This window comes from Bacillus alkalicellulosilyticus (assembly GCF_002019795.1).
Classification (GTDB): Bacteria; Bacillota; Bacilli; order Bacillales; family Bacillaceae_F; genus Bacillus_AO; species Bacillus_AO alkalicellulosilyticum.
Map to the genome: position 1 here is coordinate 1557042 of NZ_KV917381.1, position 14602 is coordinate 1571643.

The window sequence follows — 14602 nt, forward strand, 5'->3', positions numbered from 1 at the left end:
TATGGCGAAGAAAGAACGAATTGATGTTCTGCTAGTGGAACAGGGCTTATTTGAGACAAGAGAGAAAGCAAAAAGAGCAGTCATGGCTGGATTAGTGTATGTTGAAGAGGAAAGAGTCGATAAGCCTGGCATGAAGCTGGATAGCGACTCAATCTTAACTGTAAAAGGAAAAACCCTTCCCTATGTCAGTAGGGGAGGATTAAAATTAGAAAAAGCATTAAATGTGTTTGATATGACAGTTGAGGACAAAATCGTTATAGATATTGGAGCATCAACGGGTGGCTTCACTGATTGCTCTTTGCAAAACGGAGCAAGACATGTGTATGCATTAGATGTTGGTTACAATCAGCTTGCATGGAAGCTTCGTCAGGATGAACGTGTACATGTAATGGAACGGACAAATTTTAGGTATGTGAAGCCAGAGGACTTACCTTTTGGAATGCCTCAATTTGCGACGATTGATGTTTCATTTATTTCGTTGAAACTAATCCTGCCAGTTCTTAAAACGTTATTAGTATCGAATAGCGATGTGGTTGCTCTTGTAAAACCACAATTTGAAGCTGGACGAGACGATGTTGGTAAAAAAGGAATTGTTCGAGATAAAAAGGTGCATGAACGAGTATTAAACGAAATGGTTCAATTCTCACTTGATACTGGATACAGTGTTAACGGAATAGACTTCTCCCCTATAACAGGAGGAGAGGGGAACATTGAGTTTTTGCTACACCTGCATTGGAACGAACAAGAGTCACCAAAGGTGAATGTAGAGAATGCAACTGAAGAAGTGGTATCAATGGCGCATCACCATTTAAAAGTAAATAATAATGATTCCTAGACTGCACCCACCAAATGATTTCCGTTTGGTGGTTTTTTTATGAACAGCTACAAGGTAGATAGGAATTTGGTATGAATATGTCGAAATGAGAATAGAAAAGGGGGGGTTGTATGTTTAATTCATTGATTATATCAATTCTTTTAGTTGCGACCTTACAACATCCTAATGAATACTTTAAATATAGGGTACATATATTTGATTCGCAATTAGAGCAAGAAGGAACTTTTATATTACTTGAAGATGAGCTTAATGCAGGTAAAGCTGAATTACAATTACCTTATATCGAACATAACCATGCTTATGTACATTCTGTAGATGGAATTACATGGCTGGAACCTATTTATTCACCATGGCAAACAATTGATAAAGACTTTATGAGACTGTTGGATACAAGAAGATTATTTGAAATAACATATTCTAAGCCCGATGAGTATTTTCCAGGTGAGCAAGTAGATCAGAAAATACACCTTTGGGCGGATGGCTTTGGTGGGGGAATGACTGAGGTTAACTCTTTTGAGGAGTTATTTACAATGTTTGGTGTAGAAAAACAAGTGGATAATCGATTTGTATTTTTTGTGGTATTAGGTAGTTTAATACTTCTTGTAACAACATTATCATTAGTAAAGCGGAGAAAGAAAGCATTGAAAATATAAAGAAATTAATGTTATCGCAAATTTGTTCATTATTAGAAGTGGTCGAGGAGTATTTATTCATTATTATTAATATTTATTTGTTTATCTGTATAAAATCAGGTAAGATAAAAGAGGTAGGAATAGAGTCGAAATATGTATTATAAGGCATTTTTAACTATATGATAAAAGGTGATAATAATGAATAAAGGACAGCGTCATATTAAAATCCGTGAGATTATAACAAATCAAGAAGTGGAAACACAAGACGATTTAGTCGATTTCCTAAAAAATGCTGGGTATAACGTAACGCAAGCAACGGTTTCTCGTGATATTAAAGAACTACACCTTGTGAAGGTGCCAATGGTTGATGGTCGGTATAAATATAGCTTACCAGCAGACCAACGTTTTAATCCTTTGCAAAAGTTAAAAAGGTCATTAATGGATAGCTTTGTCAGTATTGACCGTTCTGAAAATCTTATTGTTATGAAAACATTACCCGGTAATGCAAATGCAGTGGGTGCTTTAATCGATAATTTAGATTGGACAGAAATCATGGGCACCATCTGTGGCGACGATACGATCTTAATTATTTGTAAGCTTAAAGAAGACACGCCTGTTGTTACGGAACGTTTTTTAGAAATGCTATAAAAGGGTGAGGATAACATGCTGTTAGAATTGTCCATTAAAAACTTTGCGATTATTGAAAAACTGACGATTCCATTTGAAAAGGGATTAACTGTCTTTACCGGTGAAACAGGAGCAGGAAAATCAATCATAATTGATGCGATTGGACTATTGGTAGGTGGACGAGGTTCTTCAGAATTTGTACGCTATGGTACCAATCGGGCTGAAATTGAAGGTCTCTTTTCAGTGAACCTAAGCCATCCCATTGTTGAAAAAACAAGAGACCTTGGTATTGATGTAGAAGATGACATGCTTGTACTTCGCAGAGATATTACGGCAAATGGAAAAAGTGTATGTAGGATAAATGGGAAACTCGTCACCCTTGGGATCCTGCGAGAAATTGGACAAAGCCTGATTGATATTCATGGACAACATGAGCATCAAGTATTAATGCAACCTGAGCATCATTTGTCCCTATTAGATGCAATGGCAAAAGAAAAACTTGAACAAACATTAGTCGAGTATCGGGAATTATATACACGCTTTAATCGAATCTCAAAAAAGTTGAAAAACTTGCTTGAAAATGACCAAGAGTTAGCTCATCGATTAGATTTGTTGCAATATCAATCCCAAGAAATTGAAAAGGCGAATCTTGAACCTGGTGAGGACGAAAGGTTACTTGAGGAGAAACATAAGCTAGTCAATGGTGAAAGGCTTTTTAAAGCGATTCAGGATGGTTACAATAGTTTATATGGAGATGGGAAAGCGTTAGATTGGGTATCGCAAGCTCAATCCTATGTAGAAGAAGCGGCAGATATTGATTCTTCATTACAATCCATTCAAGAGACAGTTGCGAACTGTTTTTATTTATTAGAGGAGGCTGCGTTCTCCCTACGTAATGAAGCAGAAGGTACCGAATTCGAGCCCGGCAGAATTGATATTGTAGAAAGTCGTTTGAACGAAATTACTCAATTAAAGCGGAAATACGGATCAACTGTAGCAGAAATTTTAGACTATGCAGTGAAAATTGATGAAGAACAGCAAGCGTTATTACATAAGGATGACCGCATTCAGGATTTGGAAGCAGAACAAAAAGAAGTGCTTAAGGACTTAGTGGTAGAAGCACAAGCACTGTCAGCGATTCGAAAGCAGGCTGCTGATAAGCTAATGAATGCGGTTCATCAAGAGTTAAAAGAGCTTTATATGGATAAGACTAAGTTTGAAATTGCCTGGAGAGAAAATCAATCAGAAAAACACCAAGGGCTTGAGATAAATGGAGAGTACTTCCGTTTTTCGGACCGTGGAATAGACCAGATTGAGTTTTTGCTTTCAACTAACCCAGGAGAACCACTTAAGCCATTAGCAAAGGTTGCTTCTGGAGGCGAAATCTCAAGAATTATGTTAGCGATGAAAACCATCTTCTCAGCTTCACAAGGTGTGACTTCTCTTATTTTTGATGAAGTGGACACCGGAGTGAGCGGTCGCGTCGCTCAAGCGATTGCAGAAAAGATATTAGAAATCTCATTCAATTCTCAGGTGTTTTGTATTACTCATTTGCCGCAAGTGGCAGCGATGGCCGACCATCATCTATATATTTCAAAATCAGAGGAAAATAAAAGAACTTATACAAAAGTTGAACCTTTGTCTGATGTAAAAAAGGTGGAGGAAATTGCTAGGATGATTTCAGGCGTTGAAATGACTGAGCTTACAAAGGAACATGCAAAAGAATTACTACAACAAGCCCAAAAAATAAAAACCAATACTTGAAAAGCTGGCCAATTTAGGCTGGCTTTTTATATGATTAACAGTTATAAATACAACCAAACAAGGCAACATTAGTAGTACAGTAAATATGGAGGTGTGGGCCAGAGGCGAGGAGAGTGAAATGATTGAAGGCAGATAAAATGAGAAAAGCAATTGGTGCGATTCTCCTTGTTTTTGTAATTAGTATCGGGTTTTCAAAACCTGTACACGAGTGGTTGAGTATTCCAACTAGTATGGTTCTATTTGAAGGACAAGAAGCGTCTTTATTTCAAGCTCCAGAAAGTACACTAATCTCAGGGTCAACAGAGCAAGAGGACATAGTTGTATTTAATATGCATACCGAAAGTAATGATCAGATATCAGCTTCATTAGTCGCTGAGAATCAAGGGGATGATACCGTGACTATGGAAGTCGGGAATTTCCCGGTGAAGAAAATTGATGTTAAGGTGTTACCTGACATTAAAGTCATTCCTGGTGGGCAATCAATCGGTGTAAAACTAAATACAGACGGTGTTCTAGTTGTTGGTCATCATTTGGTTGATACGGAAGACGGTGAAAAATCACCAGGTGAAATTGCAGGGATTGAAGTTGGTGATATGATAACAAAAATCAATGGGAAACCCATTGAAAAGATGAACCAAGTATCATCATTTGTGCAAGAGGCAGGAGAAAATGGCACGAGTCTTTCGATTGAGGTAAAACGTGATAAAGAAACTTTAAATAAGGAATTAGTACCGCTTAAAGCCAAAGGAGAACATTCTTACCGATTAGGTTTATATATTCGTGATTCTGCTGCTGGGGTAGGAACGTTAACTTTTTATGAACCTAACTCTAAGAAATATGGCGCATTAGGCCATGTGATTTCAGATATTGACACTCAAAAACCAATTGTCGTTCACGATGGTCAAATCATTCGCTCATCGGTAACCTCGATTGAAAAAGGAAGTAATGGTGACCCGGGAGAAAAGTTGGCTAGTTTTTCTGAAGAAAGACAGGTTTTAGGGAATATTACTAAAAATAGTTCATTCGGTATATTTGGGGAATTAACAACACGAAAAATTGAAAACAATGTCCTAGATAAAGAAATGCCGATTGCTATTTCTAGCCAAGTGAAAGAAGGGCCCGCCAAAATATTAACGGTAGTAGAAGGAGAACAGGTACAAGAGTTTGACATTGAGATTGTGAGCAGTGTACCTCAAAAATTTCCTGCTACAAAAGGTCTAGTAATTAAAGTTACTGACCCAAAATTATTAGAGGCTACTGGTGGAATTGTACAGGGCATGAGTGGAAGTCCTATTATCCAAGATGGTCGAGTGGTAGGAGCAGTGACACATGTTTTTGTTAATGACCCAACAAGTGGCTATGGCTGTCACATTGAGTGGATGTTAGAAGAAGCAGGAATCGATATATATGGAAAAGAAGGGAAGGCAAAGGCGAGTTAATCAAACTCTTGCCTTGCCTTTTTTCTTTTTGGAAGGCTGTTTTCGCTCATTGCTTGAGGGTGGGACATAAGGATAAAAACAACCTTTTGTCCCATCCTCTTCGGTCCAATAGCTAGAGCAACAATCTTTGAGAAATGAGACTTTTGGATCAATCAGTTAACGTATAAGCCCATTATTTTACAGGAAATTTAAGGAGAAGATAAAGGCATTCAATGATATGATATAAGTATGAAATAAAAACCTAAAGAAAATTCGACAAAAGTACTATTTATTTACATTTATGAATCGAAAGTAGTCGAATTTAATATTATAACTTATGTTCATGAAGAAAAACAAGATTTTTTTAAAAAAAATATTAAAATAAAAAAGGACATTGGGTTTGTTTGTCGAAAGTTTATGACAGACAAATATTTAGAGGAGGACATCGCGTGCAAAAAGTTAGAGTATGTGTTGCAGATGATAACCGTGAATTAGTAAATTTATTGAATGAGTACATAACAGCTCAGGATGATATGGAGGTAGTTGGTTTAGCATTTAATGGTCAGGAGTGCTTACGCTTACTTGAAGAAAAGCAACCAGACGTTTTAATATTAGATATTATTATGCCTCATTTAGATGGATTGGCAGTTCTTGAAAAAATGAATCAAGCTAATTTAAAAGGAAATACTAATATTATAATGCTTACAGCTTTCGGGCAAGAAGATGTTACAAAGAAAGCAGTAGACTTAGGGGCCTCATATTATATTTTAAAACCATTTGATATGGATACATTAATTGGGAAAATTAGAGAAGTAAGTGGTGCTAAAACAACACCATTTATTCAAAAATCAATTTCATTTACACAAACGGCATTACGTAATGAACCAAAGGAATTTAATCTAGATGCAAGCATTACAAACATTATTCATGAAATTGGAGTTCCTGCTCATATCAAAGGATATATGTATTTAAGAGAAGCGATAACAATGGTTTATAATGACATTGAACTTTTAGGTTCTATCACAAAAGTATTATATCCAGACATTGCAAAGAAATTTAATACAACATCAAGTCGTGTAGAAAGAGCCATCCGTCATGCCATTGAAGTAGCATGGAGTCGTGGAAATATTGAGTCCATTTCCAGTTTGTTCGGCTATACGGTTAGCCATACAAAAGCGAAACCAACAAATTCCGAATTTATTGCGATGGTTGCTGATAAGTTACGAATTGAGCATAAAGTTAGCTGAAAAGAAGAAGAGTAGAGATGCAGAAGGGTACACGCCCTTCCCTGCATCTTTTTTTTTTATACAAGATTTAGGTTTACAAGGATAAAAAAGGCGGGTATAGCATTATATACTTCAGTAAAAGGAGTTGTTACCCATCCTAGAATATGCAAACAAACACACCATGAAGCTAATGAGTGAAGACCAATTGTTAGAGGCGTATAAAACGGCCAATGAGCTCGATTTAGATATTAAATATATTGCGGCGTTAGCAAATGAATTAATAAGTCGAGACATAGAAATCCCAAAGTTGATTGGAGCATAAATAACATAACTTCCCACATTAATTAGTGCATACTTACTTTATTTTATACACTCAAAACTACTGCTTCTTAAGTCCTCTCTGATTTGTATTACATCCATGGCTGAGGTGGAGAATTAATATACAAAAGGATTGGTGATTTTAAATGAAGTGTAAGCGGTGTAAAGGGTTAACTACGGTTGATTGTGGAACATGTAATGCTGTTGGCATTGAGTATGGACATCAGACATGTAATGACTGCAAAGGAGAAGGTGTCATTACTTGTCCTACATGTTTTGGAAAAGGTAAGCAAAGTTTGATGGATTGGCTAAAATCAAAGTAATTACAAAAATAATCCCATCAGAATAGCGCGAATGACTATGCACAAAGTCGTCGTGCTTTTTTTAGTTGGGCAGTTTTCTTTTATATTCATATAAAATACCTGTACAATTAAACGAGGAGGGAGAGAGGAAACGATGAGATATAAATTAATTGCACTTGATATGGATGGTACACTTTTAAATGAACATCATCAGATATCGTCTGTGAACGAACAGGCGATAAAGGAAGTGCGCGATAAAGGGGTCGAGGTTGTCATTTGTACAGGAAGGTCCATTGTTACCGCTCAGGATTATATTAATCAGTTACAATTATCCTCTTACTTTGTGACAGTAAATGGAAGTGAAATATGGCATTGTGAAGAAGGATTAGTTGAACAAACGCATTTACATCAAGACCATGTGACTTTTCTTTGCGATATGAAGAGTACATATCAAACAAGGCACTGGGCTGTATCGGTGGATAAAGTATATCGTAATGAGCTTCCCGAAGAAATCAATGACCATAAGTGGTTAAAATTTGGGTTCGATTTTGATGACCAAGAAATAAAAAATAGGATGATTGAAGAATTAGAAGTCACGAATTTATTTGAGATAACAAATTCGAGCGATACGAATATTGAAATTAATCCAATGGGTGTGAATAAAGCAAAAGCTCTTGAACATGTTTGTGAGTTACTAGGTATTTCGATGAATGAAGTTATTGCAATGGGTGACAGTGTAAACGATTTAGCAATGATAAAGGCTGTAGGTTGTGGAGTGGCAATGGGAAATGCACAAGCCATTGTCAAGGAATCAGCCGATTATATCACAGACTTAAATACTGAGGATGGTGTAGCCAAAGCCATTCAGGAACTAGTTCTTTGCTCATAATGCAAAAAAAAGATTGACAGATTTGTTAACATACTTATAATTAAAAGGTATAAACCAATTTTAGGAAAAGGAGGGTCACACCATGCGTCAGATTGTTGTCTTACACTTTAATTTCATATGTTCTTGTGACCCTCTTACTTGCTCTTAGTTAGGTATTTTAGTTGTTGGTCACATGTTTTGTGACCTCCGCAAGTGTTTATTTTGGTTTTAAAGCCAGTATAGCGTGAGTTTACGCTATACTGGCTTTTTTGATCTTAATGAAATGGAGGGAAAGGAAATGAAACAAATGTACACACATCTAAATTTTTGCAAAAAGAGGCTCGATGGTGGATAACGAATTTTATTCACTGTAGATTGAGGGAGGGATTATTACTGTGTTTTCAGTATTAGGAAAGATTTTTTGGTTTTTTAAAAAGCATAAGAAACGATATGCTGTTGCGGTGACTTTATTAATTATTGTTAGTATATTAGATGTGATTCCACCAATGCTCATTGGTTGGGCCATTGACGATATCCAATTTGGTACGATGACACCCGAACGTTTGCGTGAACTAGTCTTATTTTACGGAGGGCTCATTATCGTTAGTTATTCTCTAACGTATATATGGATGTACCAGTTGTTTGGTGGAGCTTTTTTATTAGAGAGAATGATGCGTTTTTCGTTTTTTAAGCATTTGCTTCGAATGACTCCAACTTTTTATGAGAAAAACCGAACTGGGGATTTGATGGCTCGTGCGACAAATGATTTAAAAGCGATCTCAGTGACTGCTGGTTTTGGAATCCTAACCTTAGTCGATGCTACAATTTTTATGTTTGTCATTATAGCAGTCATGGGCTTTGTCATTAGTTGGCCTTTGACAATTGCTGCGCTGTTACCAATGCCGATTATGGCACTTGCAATGAATATATACGGAAAAATCATTCATAAACGCTTTATGGCTGCTCAAGATTCATTTGGTGACATGAATGATTATGTTCTAGAATCGATTGCTGGGGTAAGAGTTAATCGTGCGTATGTTCAAGAGAAAGCGGATCAAGAGCGATTTAAGAGCATGACAGACAAGGTCTTTGCTCGTAATATGGCAGTCGCTAGAACCGACTCGTTGTTTGAACCAACGATAAAAATATTAGTTGGAATCAGTTATGTGATTGGTCTTGGATACGGAGCATATCTTGTGTTTCATAATTCCATCACATTAGGAGAGCTTGTCTCCTTTAATGTATATTTAGGAATGCTCATCTGGCCGATGTTTGCGATGGGAGAATTAATTAATATTATGCAGCGCGGAAATGCCTCACTTGACCGAGTCAATACGACGTTAAGCTATAAAGCAGATGTCCCTGATGCGGCAGACTCGATTGTAATGACTTTACCTCCTGGTACGATTGAATTTAACAACGTGAGGTTCAGCTATCCGTCGTCCACGGTTGAAAATCTTAAGGATATCAGCTTTTCGTTACAACCTGGGCAAACGCTTGGGATCGTTGGGAAGACAGGAAGTGGAAAAACAACGTTAGTTAAACAATTATTACGAGAGTATCCATTGGGAGAAGGAGAAATATCTATATCATCGATCCCACTTGAAACTATTTCCATTGATTCTCTTCATGACTGGATTGGCTATGTGCCACAAGAACAAATTTTATTTTCGAGAACGATTCGAGAAAACATTTTATTTGGTCACTCGGAAGCGACTGAAACAGAAATTAGAAATGCGCTTCGATTAGCTGCTTTTGAACAAGATATCTTAACTCTTCCGAACGGGCTAGATACGCTAGTTGGAGAGAAAGGAGTTTCCTTGTCAGGTGGACAAAAGCAACGAATCTCGCTTGCGAGAGCTTTAATTAAAAAACCAGATATTCTTATTTTAGATGATGCCATGTCTGCCGTGGATGGGAAAACAGAATCAACCATTATTACCCACCTACGAACAGAGAGAAAAGGGAAAACAACATTTATAACTGCTCACCGAATTTCTGCTGTTCAAGAGGCAGATTGGATTCTAGTCTTGGATAACGGATCAATTATTGAGGAAGGCACACATCAGCAACTTCTTGAAAGAGGTGGATGGTATAAGGAACAATTTGACCGTCAGCAAGCTGATTCATTTGGTGAGGTGATATAACATGAGTAAAAAACAAACAGGGAAACGCCTGTTACGCTATGCGTTAACATTTAAAAAGACCATTCTCCTTGCCTTATTTCTACTTTTGCTTGCGGTAACTGCTGAACTTACGGGGCCATTTATCGCAAAAAAAATGATAGATGACCACATTCTTGGGATAGAATCGCCTTGGTTTGAAGTCACAGAGGAGACTAAAAAAGCAGTTGACTTTAATGGGATGTTTCTCAAAAGAGAAAAGTACCTTGAAGAGACAGAAAGTATAGGAGCAGAATATAGGATTGTTCAAGTAGGAAGAGACTTTTTCTTTCTAAATGAGCCGATTGAGTTTGATGGTCAGCGAACGATCAATGAAGATCGTTTAACGATTTCAGTTGGAGACCAAGTTAAATCTTATGATGTAACGAAACTATCTACAACAGAAGTACTTGCATTCTATCAACCAGAGGTTCAGTCGATAATTGTCCTTTTGTCATTTTACGTAGGTCTCTTGGTAATTGCAGCCTTCTTCCAATACGGAAAATCTGTACTATTGCAAAGGTCTGCCAATCGTATTATTCAAAAGATGCGGACAGATGTGTTTACTCAAATTGAGAGAGTGCCAGTCTCCTATTTTGATAATCTTCCAGCCGGGAAAATCGTCTCTAGAATTACAAATGATACAGAAGCAATTAGAGAATTATATGTAAAAGTATTAGCTACATTTGTGACGAGTATTTTCTATTTAATAGGTATTTATGTTGCGCTTTTCATATTAAATGTGCAGCTCGCTTTACTTACATTGCTTGTGATACCGTTACTTATTGGTTGGATTATATTGTACCGGAAATATGCGTCCAAATATAATCATTATATTCGAACCAGGTTAAGTGATATTAATGCGATGATTAATGAAGCAATTCAAGGAATGCCGATCATTCACGTTTTTAGACAAAAGGAAAAGATATCTAAAGAATTTGAAAAGCTAAATCAAGAGCATTTTTCATTTCAAAACAAGTTATTACACTTAAATTCCCTAACATCTCATAATCTTGTTGGGGTCCTTCGAAATGTAACGTTTGTAGTGCTTATTTGGTATTTTGGTGGAAAGTCGTTAGAGGCAACCACTATGATATCGATTGGTATGATTTATGCGCTAGTTGACTATCTAGGAAGAATGTTTCAACCTGTTACTGATATGGTCAATCAATTAGCAGACCTAGAACAGGCAAGGGTGTCATCTGAACGAGTATTTGAATTAATGGATGAGCCAGGAGAAGATGTAATCCCTGGTACAATTACAAGATATAAAGGTCACGTGAAGTTTGACCACGTTTCCTTTGCCTATGAGGAAGGAAATGATGTGTTAAAAAACATTTCATTTGAAGCTAAGCCAGGAGAAACGGTTGCTCTTGTTGGCCATACAGGTTCAGGGAAGAGTTCCATTCTTAACCTCCTTTTCCGTTTTTATGACCCAGACAAGGGAAACATTTTAATTGATGGGAACAAGAGTATAGATATTCCTCGTCAACATTTACGACAGCATATGGCGATTGTATTGCAAGATCCCTTTTTATTTACAGGGACAATTGCTTCGAATGTCGGCTTAGATAATCCTACGATATCCAGAGAGACGATTGAACAATCTCTTAAGGATGTTGGAGCAGATGCGTTTATTAATAGACTTCCTAAAAAATATGATGAGCCTGTCATTGAAAAGGGAAGTACATTATCAGCGGGTGAAAGACAATTAATTTCATTCGCACGTGCTTTAGCATATGACCCAGCGATTTTAATTTTGGATGAAGCGACATCGAACATTGATACGGAAACAGAAGCGGTAATCCAACATGCGCTGCAAGTTATAAAAGAAGGTAGAACAACATTTATCATCGCGCACAGGCTTTCAACAATTAGACATGCGGATTGCATATTAGTGCTTGACCGAGGTGAGATTGTAGAACGCGGAAATCATGAAGAATTACTAGAAAGAAAGGGTAAGTATTATCAAATGTATCAATTACAACATAGGAAAAACTTAGCTTCATCAAGTGTTTCTTCTTAATTGATGACGGTGTTCTTTCTGTTTATGAGTAGAGGGTGGGACAAAAGGTATGTTACCTTTTGTTCCACCCTCTTTCTCTTTAAGGTCACTCTTGATGACTTGTATTCTCTATGTTTTCTACTTTTCCAATGGTACGGTCTTTTAGTTCTTTAAAGCTAATAAATTTTTTGAGTTCCTCATCCCATAGTCGGAATTTTAACGATTGTAAACTCGTCTTTAAGGTAATGGTCGTTACATGCTTTAATGGTTCATTAAAGTTATGTGCCTCCTCAAGTAAATAATTTGGAACTTTTGGGTTTAAGTGATGAACATGATGGAAGCCGATGTTTCCCGTTAGCCATTGAAGAATTTTAGGGAGTTTATAGTAGGAACTACCATCCACTGCGGCTTGAATATAAGACCATTCCCCTTCTTCCTCAAAATAGGAATCTTCAAATTGGTGTTGTACATAGAAAAGCCAGATTCCTGCTATTCCTGAAGCGATAAAAATTGGTCCGTGAACCAATAAAAATTCCTTCCACCCAATGAATACGCATAATGCCCAAATAATCGCTACGATTGATATATTTGTGAAATACGTATTAAGCTTTTCTTTTCTTCTAGCTCCTTTTTTGTTAAATCGTTGCTGAATAAGAAATGCAAAGATAGGCCCGAGTACAAACATTACAAAAGGATTGCGATAAAGTCGGTAGGCAATTTTTTCCCACTTTGGCGATTCGACATACTCATATACCGTCATGACCCATATGTCTCCAACGCCCCGTTTATCAAGGTTTCCGCTCGTTGCATGATGAATTGAGTGACTCCTTTGCCATTGGTTATAAGGAAAAAACGTCAGGATGCCAGTAATGTTCCCGATGACTTTATTAAGTCTACGGTTGCTAAAAAAGGAATGGTGGCAACAATCATGGAAAATAATGAAGACTCGAACTAAGAAACCGGCGTTAATGATACTGATAGCAAGTGTGAGTATGTACGAAATGGATAAGCTCATATAGGCAGCAATCCACAACGAGAAAAACGGGATAAGTGTATTTGCTAGTTGCCAGCTACTTGCTTTGTTATCTGGTTTTTCAAAAGGTGCTGTTTGTTTTCGTAGATGCTTTTCATTAAATGTGTTCATGTTTAGTCCTTTCCGTGGTAAAGAGATATTCTACATCGATAGTATGAGTTGATTTCCGTGATTTCATAAGTATTATTTTTACAAATTTATACACCAAGGGGATAAATCTCTATGGAATTATATTGTAATAACTGCTCATACTAAAAAAAAGACGTATAGGGGAGTCAATGTCATGAAGAGATTTTTTGTTCAAGCGACAGCATATGAAGGTATCAAGACAAAAGTCTTAACTCGAACTCTTCCTAAAGGGAGTATTGCCGTTTTGCATCATCAAGACATTGATGCAACTGCAGCTGAAAGCTTAATTGAGAGAAAGGTGAAGGCCGTTATAAATTTTAAAAGCTCTATGACTGGCACTTATGAGCACAGTGGGGTTTTAGAATTATTACGTCACGATATTCCTATTTTTGATATAACAAAAGAGCTTAATTCTTCTATATCTCTTCATGAAAGTGTAGTAAAAATATGGGGCAATCAATTATATGTAAAAGACGCTCATACATGGACACTGGCTGCAAATCTATATCCCTATTCATTAGAACGGTACTATCAATTACACTCGTTAACACAATTACACTTTCCAGAAGTGTTTCATTCTTTTGCTCATAATTCGTTTGAATATGGGAGAAAGGAATTACCTGAATTTAGTAAAAGACCCACTATTCCTGAGTGCTTCGAAAGGGTAAAAGACCAAGATGTATTAATAGTAGCTCGAGGAAGAGGTTATGAAGCAGATTTAAAAGCGGTAAAACGCTGGCTGAAAAAGAAAGACCTCATCGTAATCGCAGTCGATGGAGGAGCAGATGGGTTGTTACAGATTGGCATCGTCCCCCATTTGATAATAGGAGATATGGATTCTGTAAGCGTGAAGGCCCTCCATTGTGGGGCAAAGCTTTTAGCTCATAGCTATGCGGACGGAAGGTCACCAGGTAAAGAGTATTTACAAAGCTTGGGCTTAGAAGCGGAAACGACTATGTTTATCGGGACTAGCGAAGATATGGCGATTTCATTTTCCTTTTGGGCTCAAGCGTCTTCTATTTTTTTAATAGGTAGTCATACATCCATGAATGAATTTTTGGAAAAAGGAAGAGGGGGAATGGGCTCAAGCCTGCTCGTGAGAATGCAATCCGGTCACAAAGTCATTGACCTTAAGGGAATTCATCAGCTTGTTGACAAATCAGATGGATTGTCTCCTCATGTATCTACGTTTGCTTTGTCTGCCAGTTTTATAGCAGTTGCAGCTAATTCTTCAAAGCTTTTCGTGTTACTTGCTATCCTGTGGAATTGGCTAGGAGGTTAAA

The 14602-nt window shown here is 37.1% G+C and carries 12 protein-coding genes; 11 read left to right on the forward strand and 1 reads right to left on the reverse strand.

Going from position 1 to position 14602, the window contains the following annotated elements:
• The first annotated feature begins 1 nt into the window (after window position 1).
• The 10 genes from BK585_RS07975 (at window position 2) to BK585_RS08020 (ending at window position 12178) form a co-directional block, all read left to right on the forward strand.
• Complete coding sequence (locus BK585_RS07975) at window positions 2-835, forward strand: TlyA family RNA methyltransferase (RefSeq protein WP_078552934.1); 834 nt, start codon at window positions 2-4, stop codon at window positions 833-835.
• Between the two features lie 110 nt (window positions 836-945).
• On the forward strand, window positions 946-1488 hold the full coding sequence (locus BK585_RS07980) for a hypothetical protein (RefSeq protein ID WP_078552935.1): 543 nt from the start codon (window positions 946-948) through the stop codon (window positions 1486-1488).
• A 177-nt stretch (window positions 1489-1665) separates the two neighbouring features.
• Complete coding sequence (gene ahrC / locus BK585_RS07985; RefSeq protein WP_078552936.1) at window positions 1666-2115, forward strand: transcriptional regulator AhrC/ArgR; 450 nt, start codon at window positions 1666-1668, stop codon at window positions 2113-2115.
• A gap of 15 nt (window positions 2116-2130) precedes the next feature.
• Window positions 2131-3858: a DNA repair protein RecN gene (gene recN, locus BK585_RS07990; RefSeq protein ID WP_078552937.1), complete on the forward strand. Its 1728-nt coding sequence runs from the start codon at window positions 2131-2133 to the stop codon at window positions 3856-3858.
• A gap of 122 nt (window positions 3859-3980) precedes the next feature.
• The gene (gene spoIVB, locus BK585_RS07995) at window positions 3981-5297 is read left to right on the forward strand and encodes a SpoIVB peptidase (protein ID WP_139367518.1); all 1317 of its coding nucleotides are present in this window, start codon (window positions 3981-3983) and stop codon (window positions 5295-5297) included.
• 428 nt (window positions 5298-5725) lie between these two features.
• Window positions 5726-6523 (forward strand): sporulation transcription factor Spo0A, encoded by a 798-nt coding sequence (gene spo0A / locus BK585_RS08000; protein ID WP_078552938.1) that lies wholly within the window; start codon window positions 5726-5728, stop codon window positions 6521-6523.
• Between the two features lie 169 nt (window positions 6524-6692).
• Entirely contained in the window at window positions 6693-6824 is a 132-nt protein-coding gene (sda, locus tag BK585_RS08005; protein WP_170885507.1) for a sporulation histidine kinase inhibitor Sda, read from the forward strand.
• Between the two features lie 452 nt (window positions 6825-7276).
• Complete coding sequence (locus BK585_RS08010) at window positions 7277-8011, forward strand: Cof-type HAD-IIB family hydrolase (protein ID WP_078552940.1); 735 nt, start codon at window positions 7277-7279, stop codon at window positions 8009-8011.
• A 374-nt stretch (window positions 8012-8385) separates the two neighbouring features.
• Window positions 8386-10137: an ABC transporter ATP-binding protein gene (locus BK585_RS08015; RefSeq protein WP_078552941.1), complete on the forward strand. Its 1752-nt coding sequence runs from the start codon at window positions 8386-8388 to the stop codon at window positions 10135-10137.
• A 1-nt stretch (window position 10138) separates the two neighbouring features.
• The gene (locus BK585_RS08020) at window positions 10139-12178 is read left to right on the forward strand and encodes an ABC transporter ATP-binding protein (RefSeq protein ID WP_078552942.1); all 2040 of its coding nucleotides are present in this window, start codon (window positions 10139-10141) and stop codon (window positions 12176-12178) included.
• 85 nt (window positions 12179-12263) lie between these two features.
• Here the strand turns inward: BK585_RS08020 and desA are convergent, their stop codons facing one another.
• Window positions 12264-13301, reverse strand: a complete 1038-nt coding sequence (desA, locus tag BK585_RS08025) for a Delta(5) desaturase DesA (RefSeq protein WP_078552943.1) — start codon at window positions 13299-13301, stop codon at window positions 12264-12266.
• 172 nt (window positions 13302-13473) lie between these two features.
• Between desA and steA the strand changes: the two genes are divergently transcribed.
• Window positions 13474-14601, forward strand: a complete 1128-nt coding sequence (gene steA, locus BK585_RS08030) for a putative cytokinetic ring protein SteA (protein WP_078552944.1) — start codon at window positions 13474-13476, stop codon at window positions 14599-14601.
• Window position 14602: the final 1 nt, after the last annotated feature.

What these genes read in the sequence shown, in the direction of transcription:
- BK585_RS07975 (WP_078552934.1), top strand. Translation starts at nt 2, where the DNA reads ATGGCGAAGAAAGAACGAATTGATGTTCTGCTAGTGGAACAGGGCTTA.
- BK585_RS07980 (WP_078552935.1), top strand. Translation starts at nt 946, where the DNA reads ATGTTTAATTCATTGATTATATCAATTCTTTTAGTTGCGACCTTACAA.
- ahrC (WP_078552936.1), top strand. Translation starts at nt 1,666, where the DNA reads ATGAATAAAGGACAGCGTCATATTAAAATCCGTGAGATTATAACAAAT.
- recN (WP_078552937.1), top strand. Translation starts at nt 2,131, where the DNA reads ATGCTGTTAGAATTGTCCATTAAAAACTTTGCGATTATTGAAAAACTG.
- sda (WP_170885507.1), top strand. Translation starts at nt 6,693, where the DNA reads ATGAGTGAAGACCAATTGTTAGAGGCGTATAAAACGGCCAATGAGCTC.
- BK585_RS08010 (WP_078552940.1), top strand. Translation starts at nt 7,277, where the DNA reads ATGAGATATAAATTAATTGCACTTGATATGGATGGTACACTTTTAAAT.
- BK585_RS08020 (WP_078552942.1), top strand. Translation starts at nt 10,139, where the DNA reads ATGAGTAAAAAACAAACAGGGAAACGCCTGTTACGCTATGCGTTAACA.
- desA (WP_078552943.1), bottom strand. Translation starts at nt 13,301, where the DNA reads ATGAACACATTTAATGAAAAGCATCTACGAAAACAAACAGCACCTTTT.
- steA (WP_078552944.1), top strand. Translation starts at nt 13,474, where the DNA reads ATGAAGAGATTTTTTGTTCAAGCGACAGCATATGAAGGTATCAAGACA.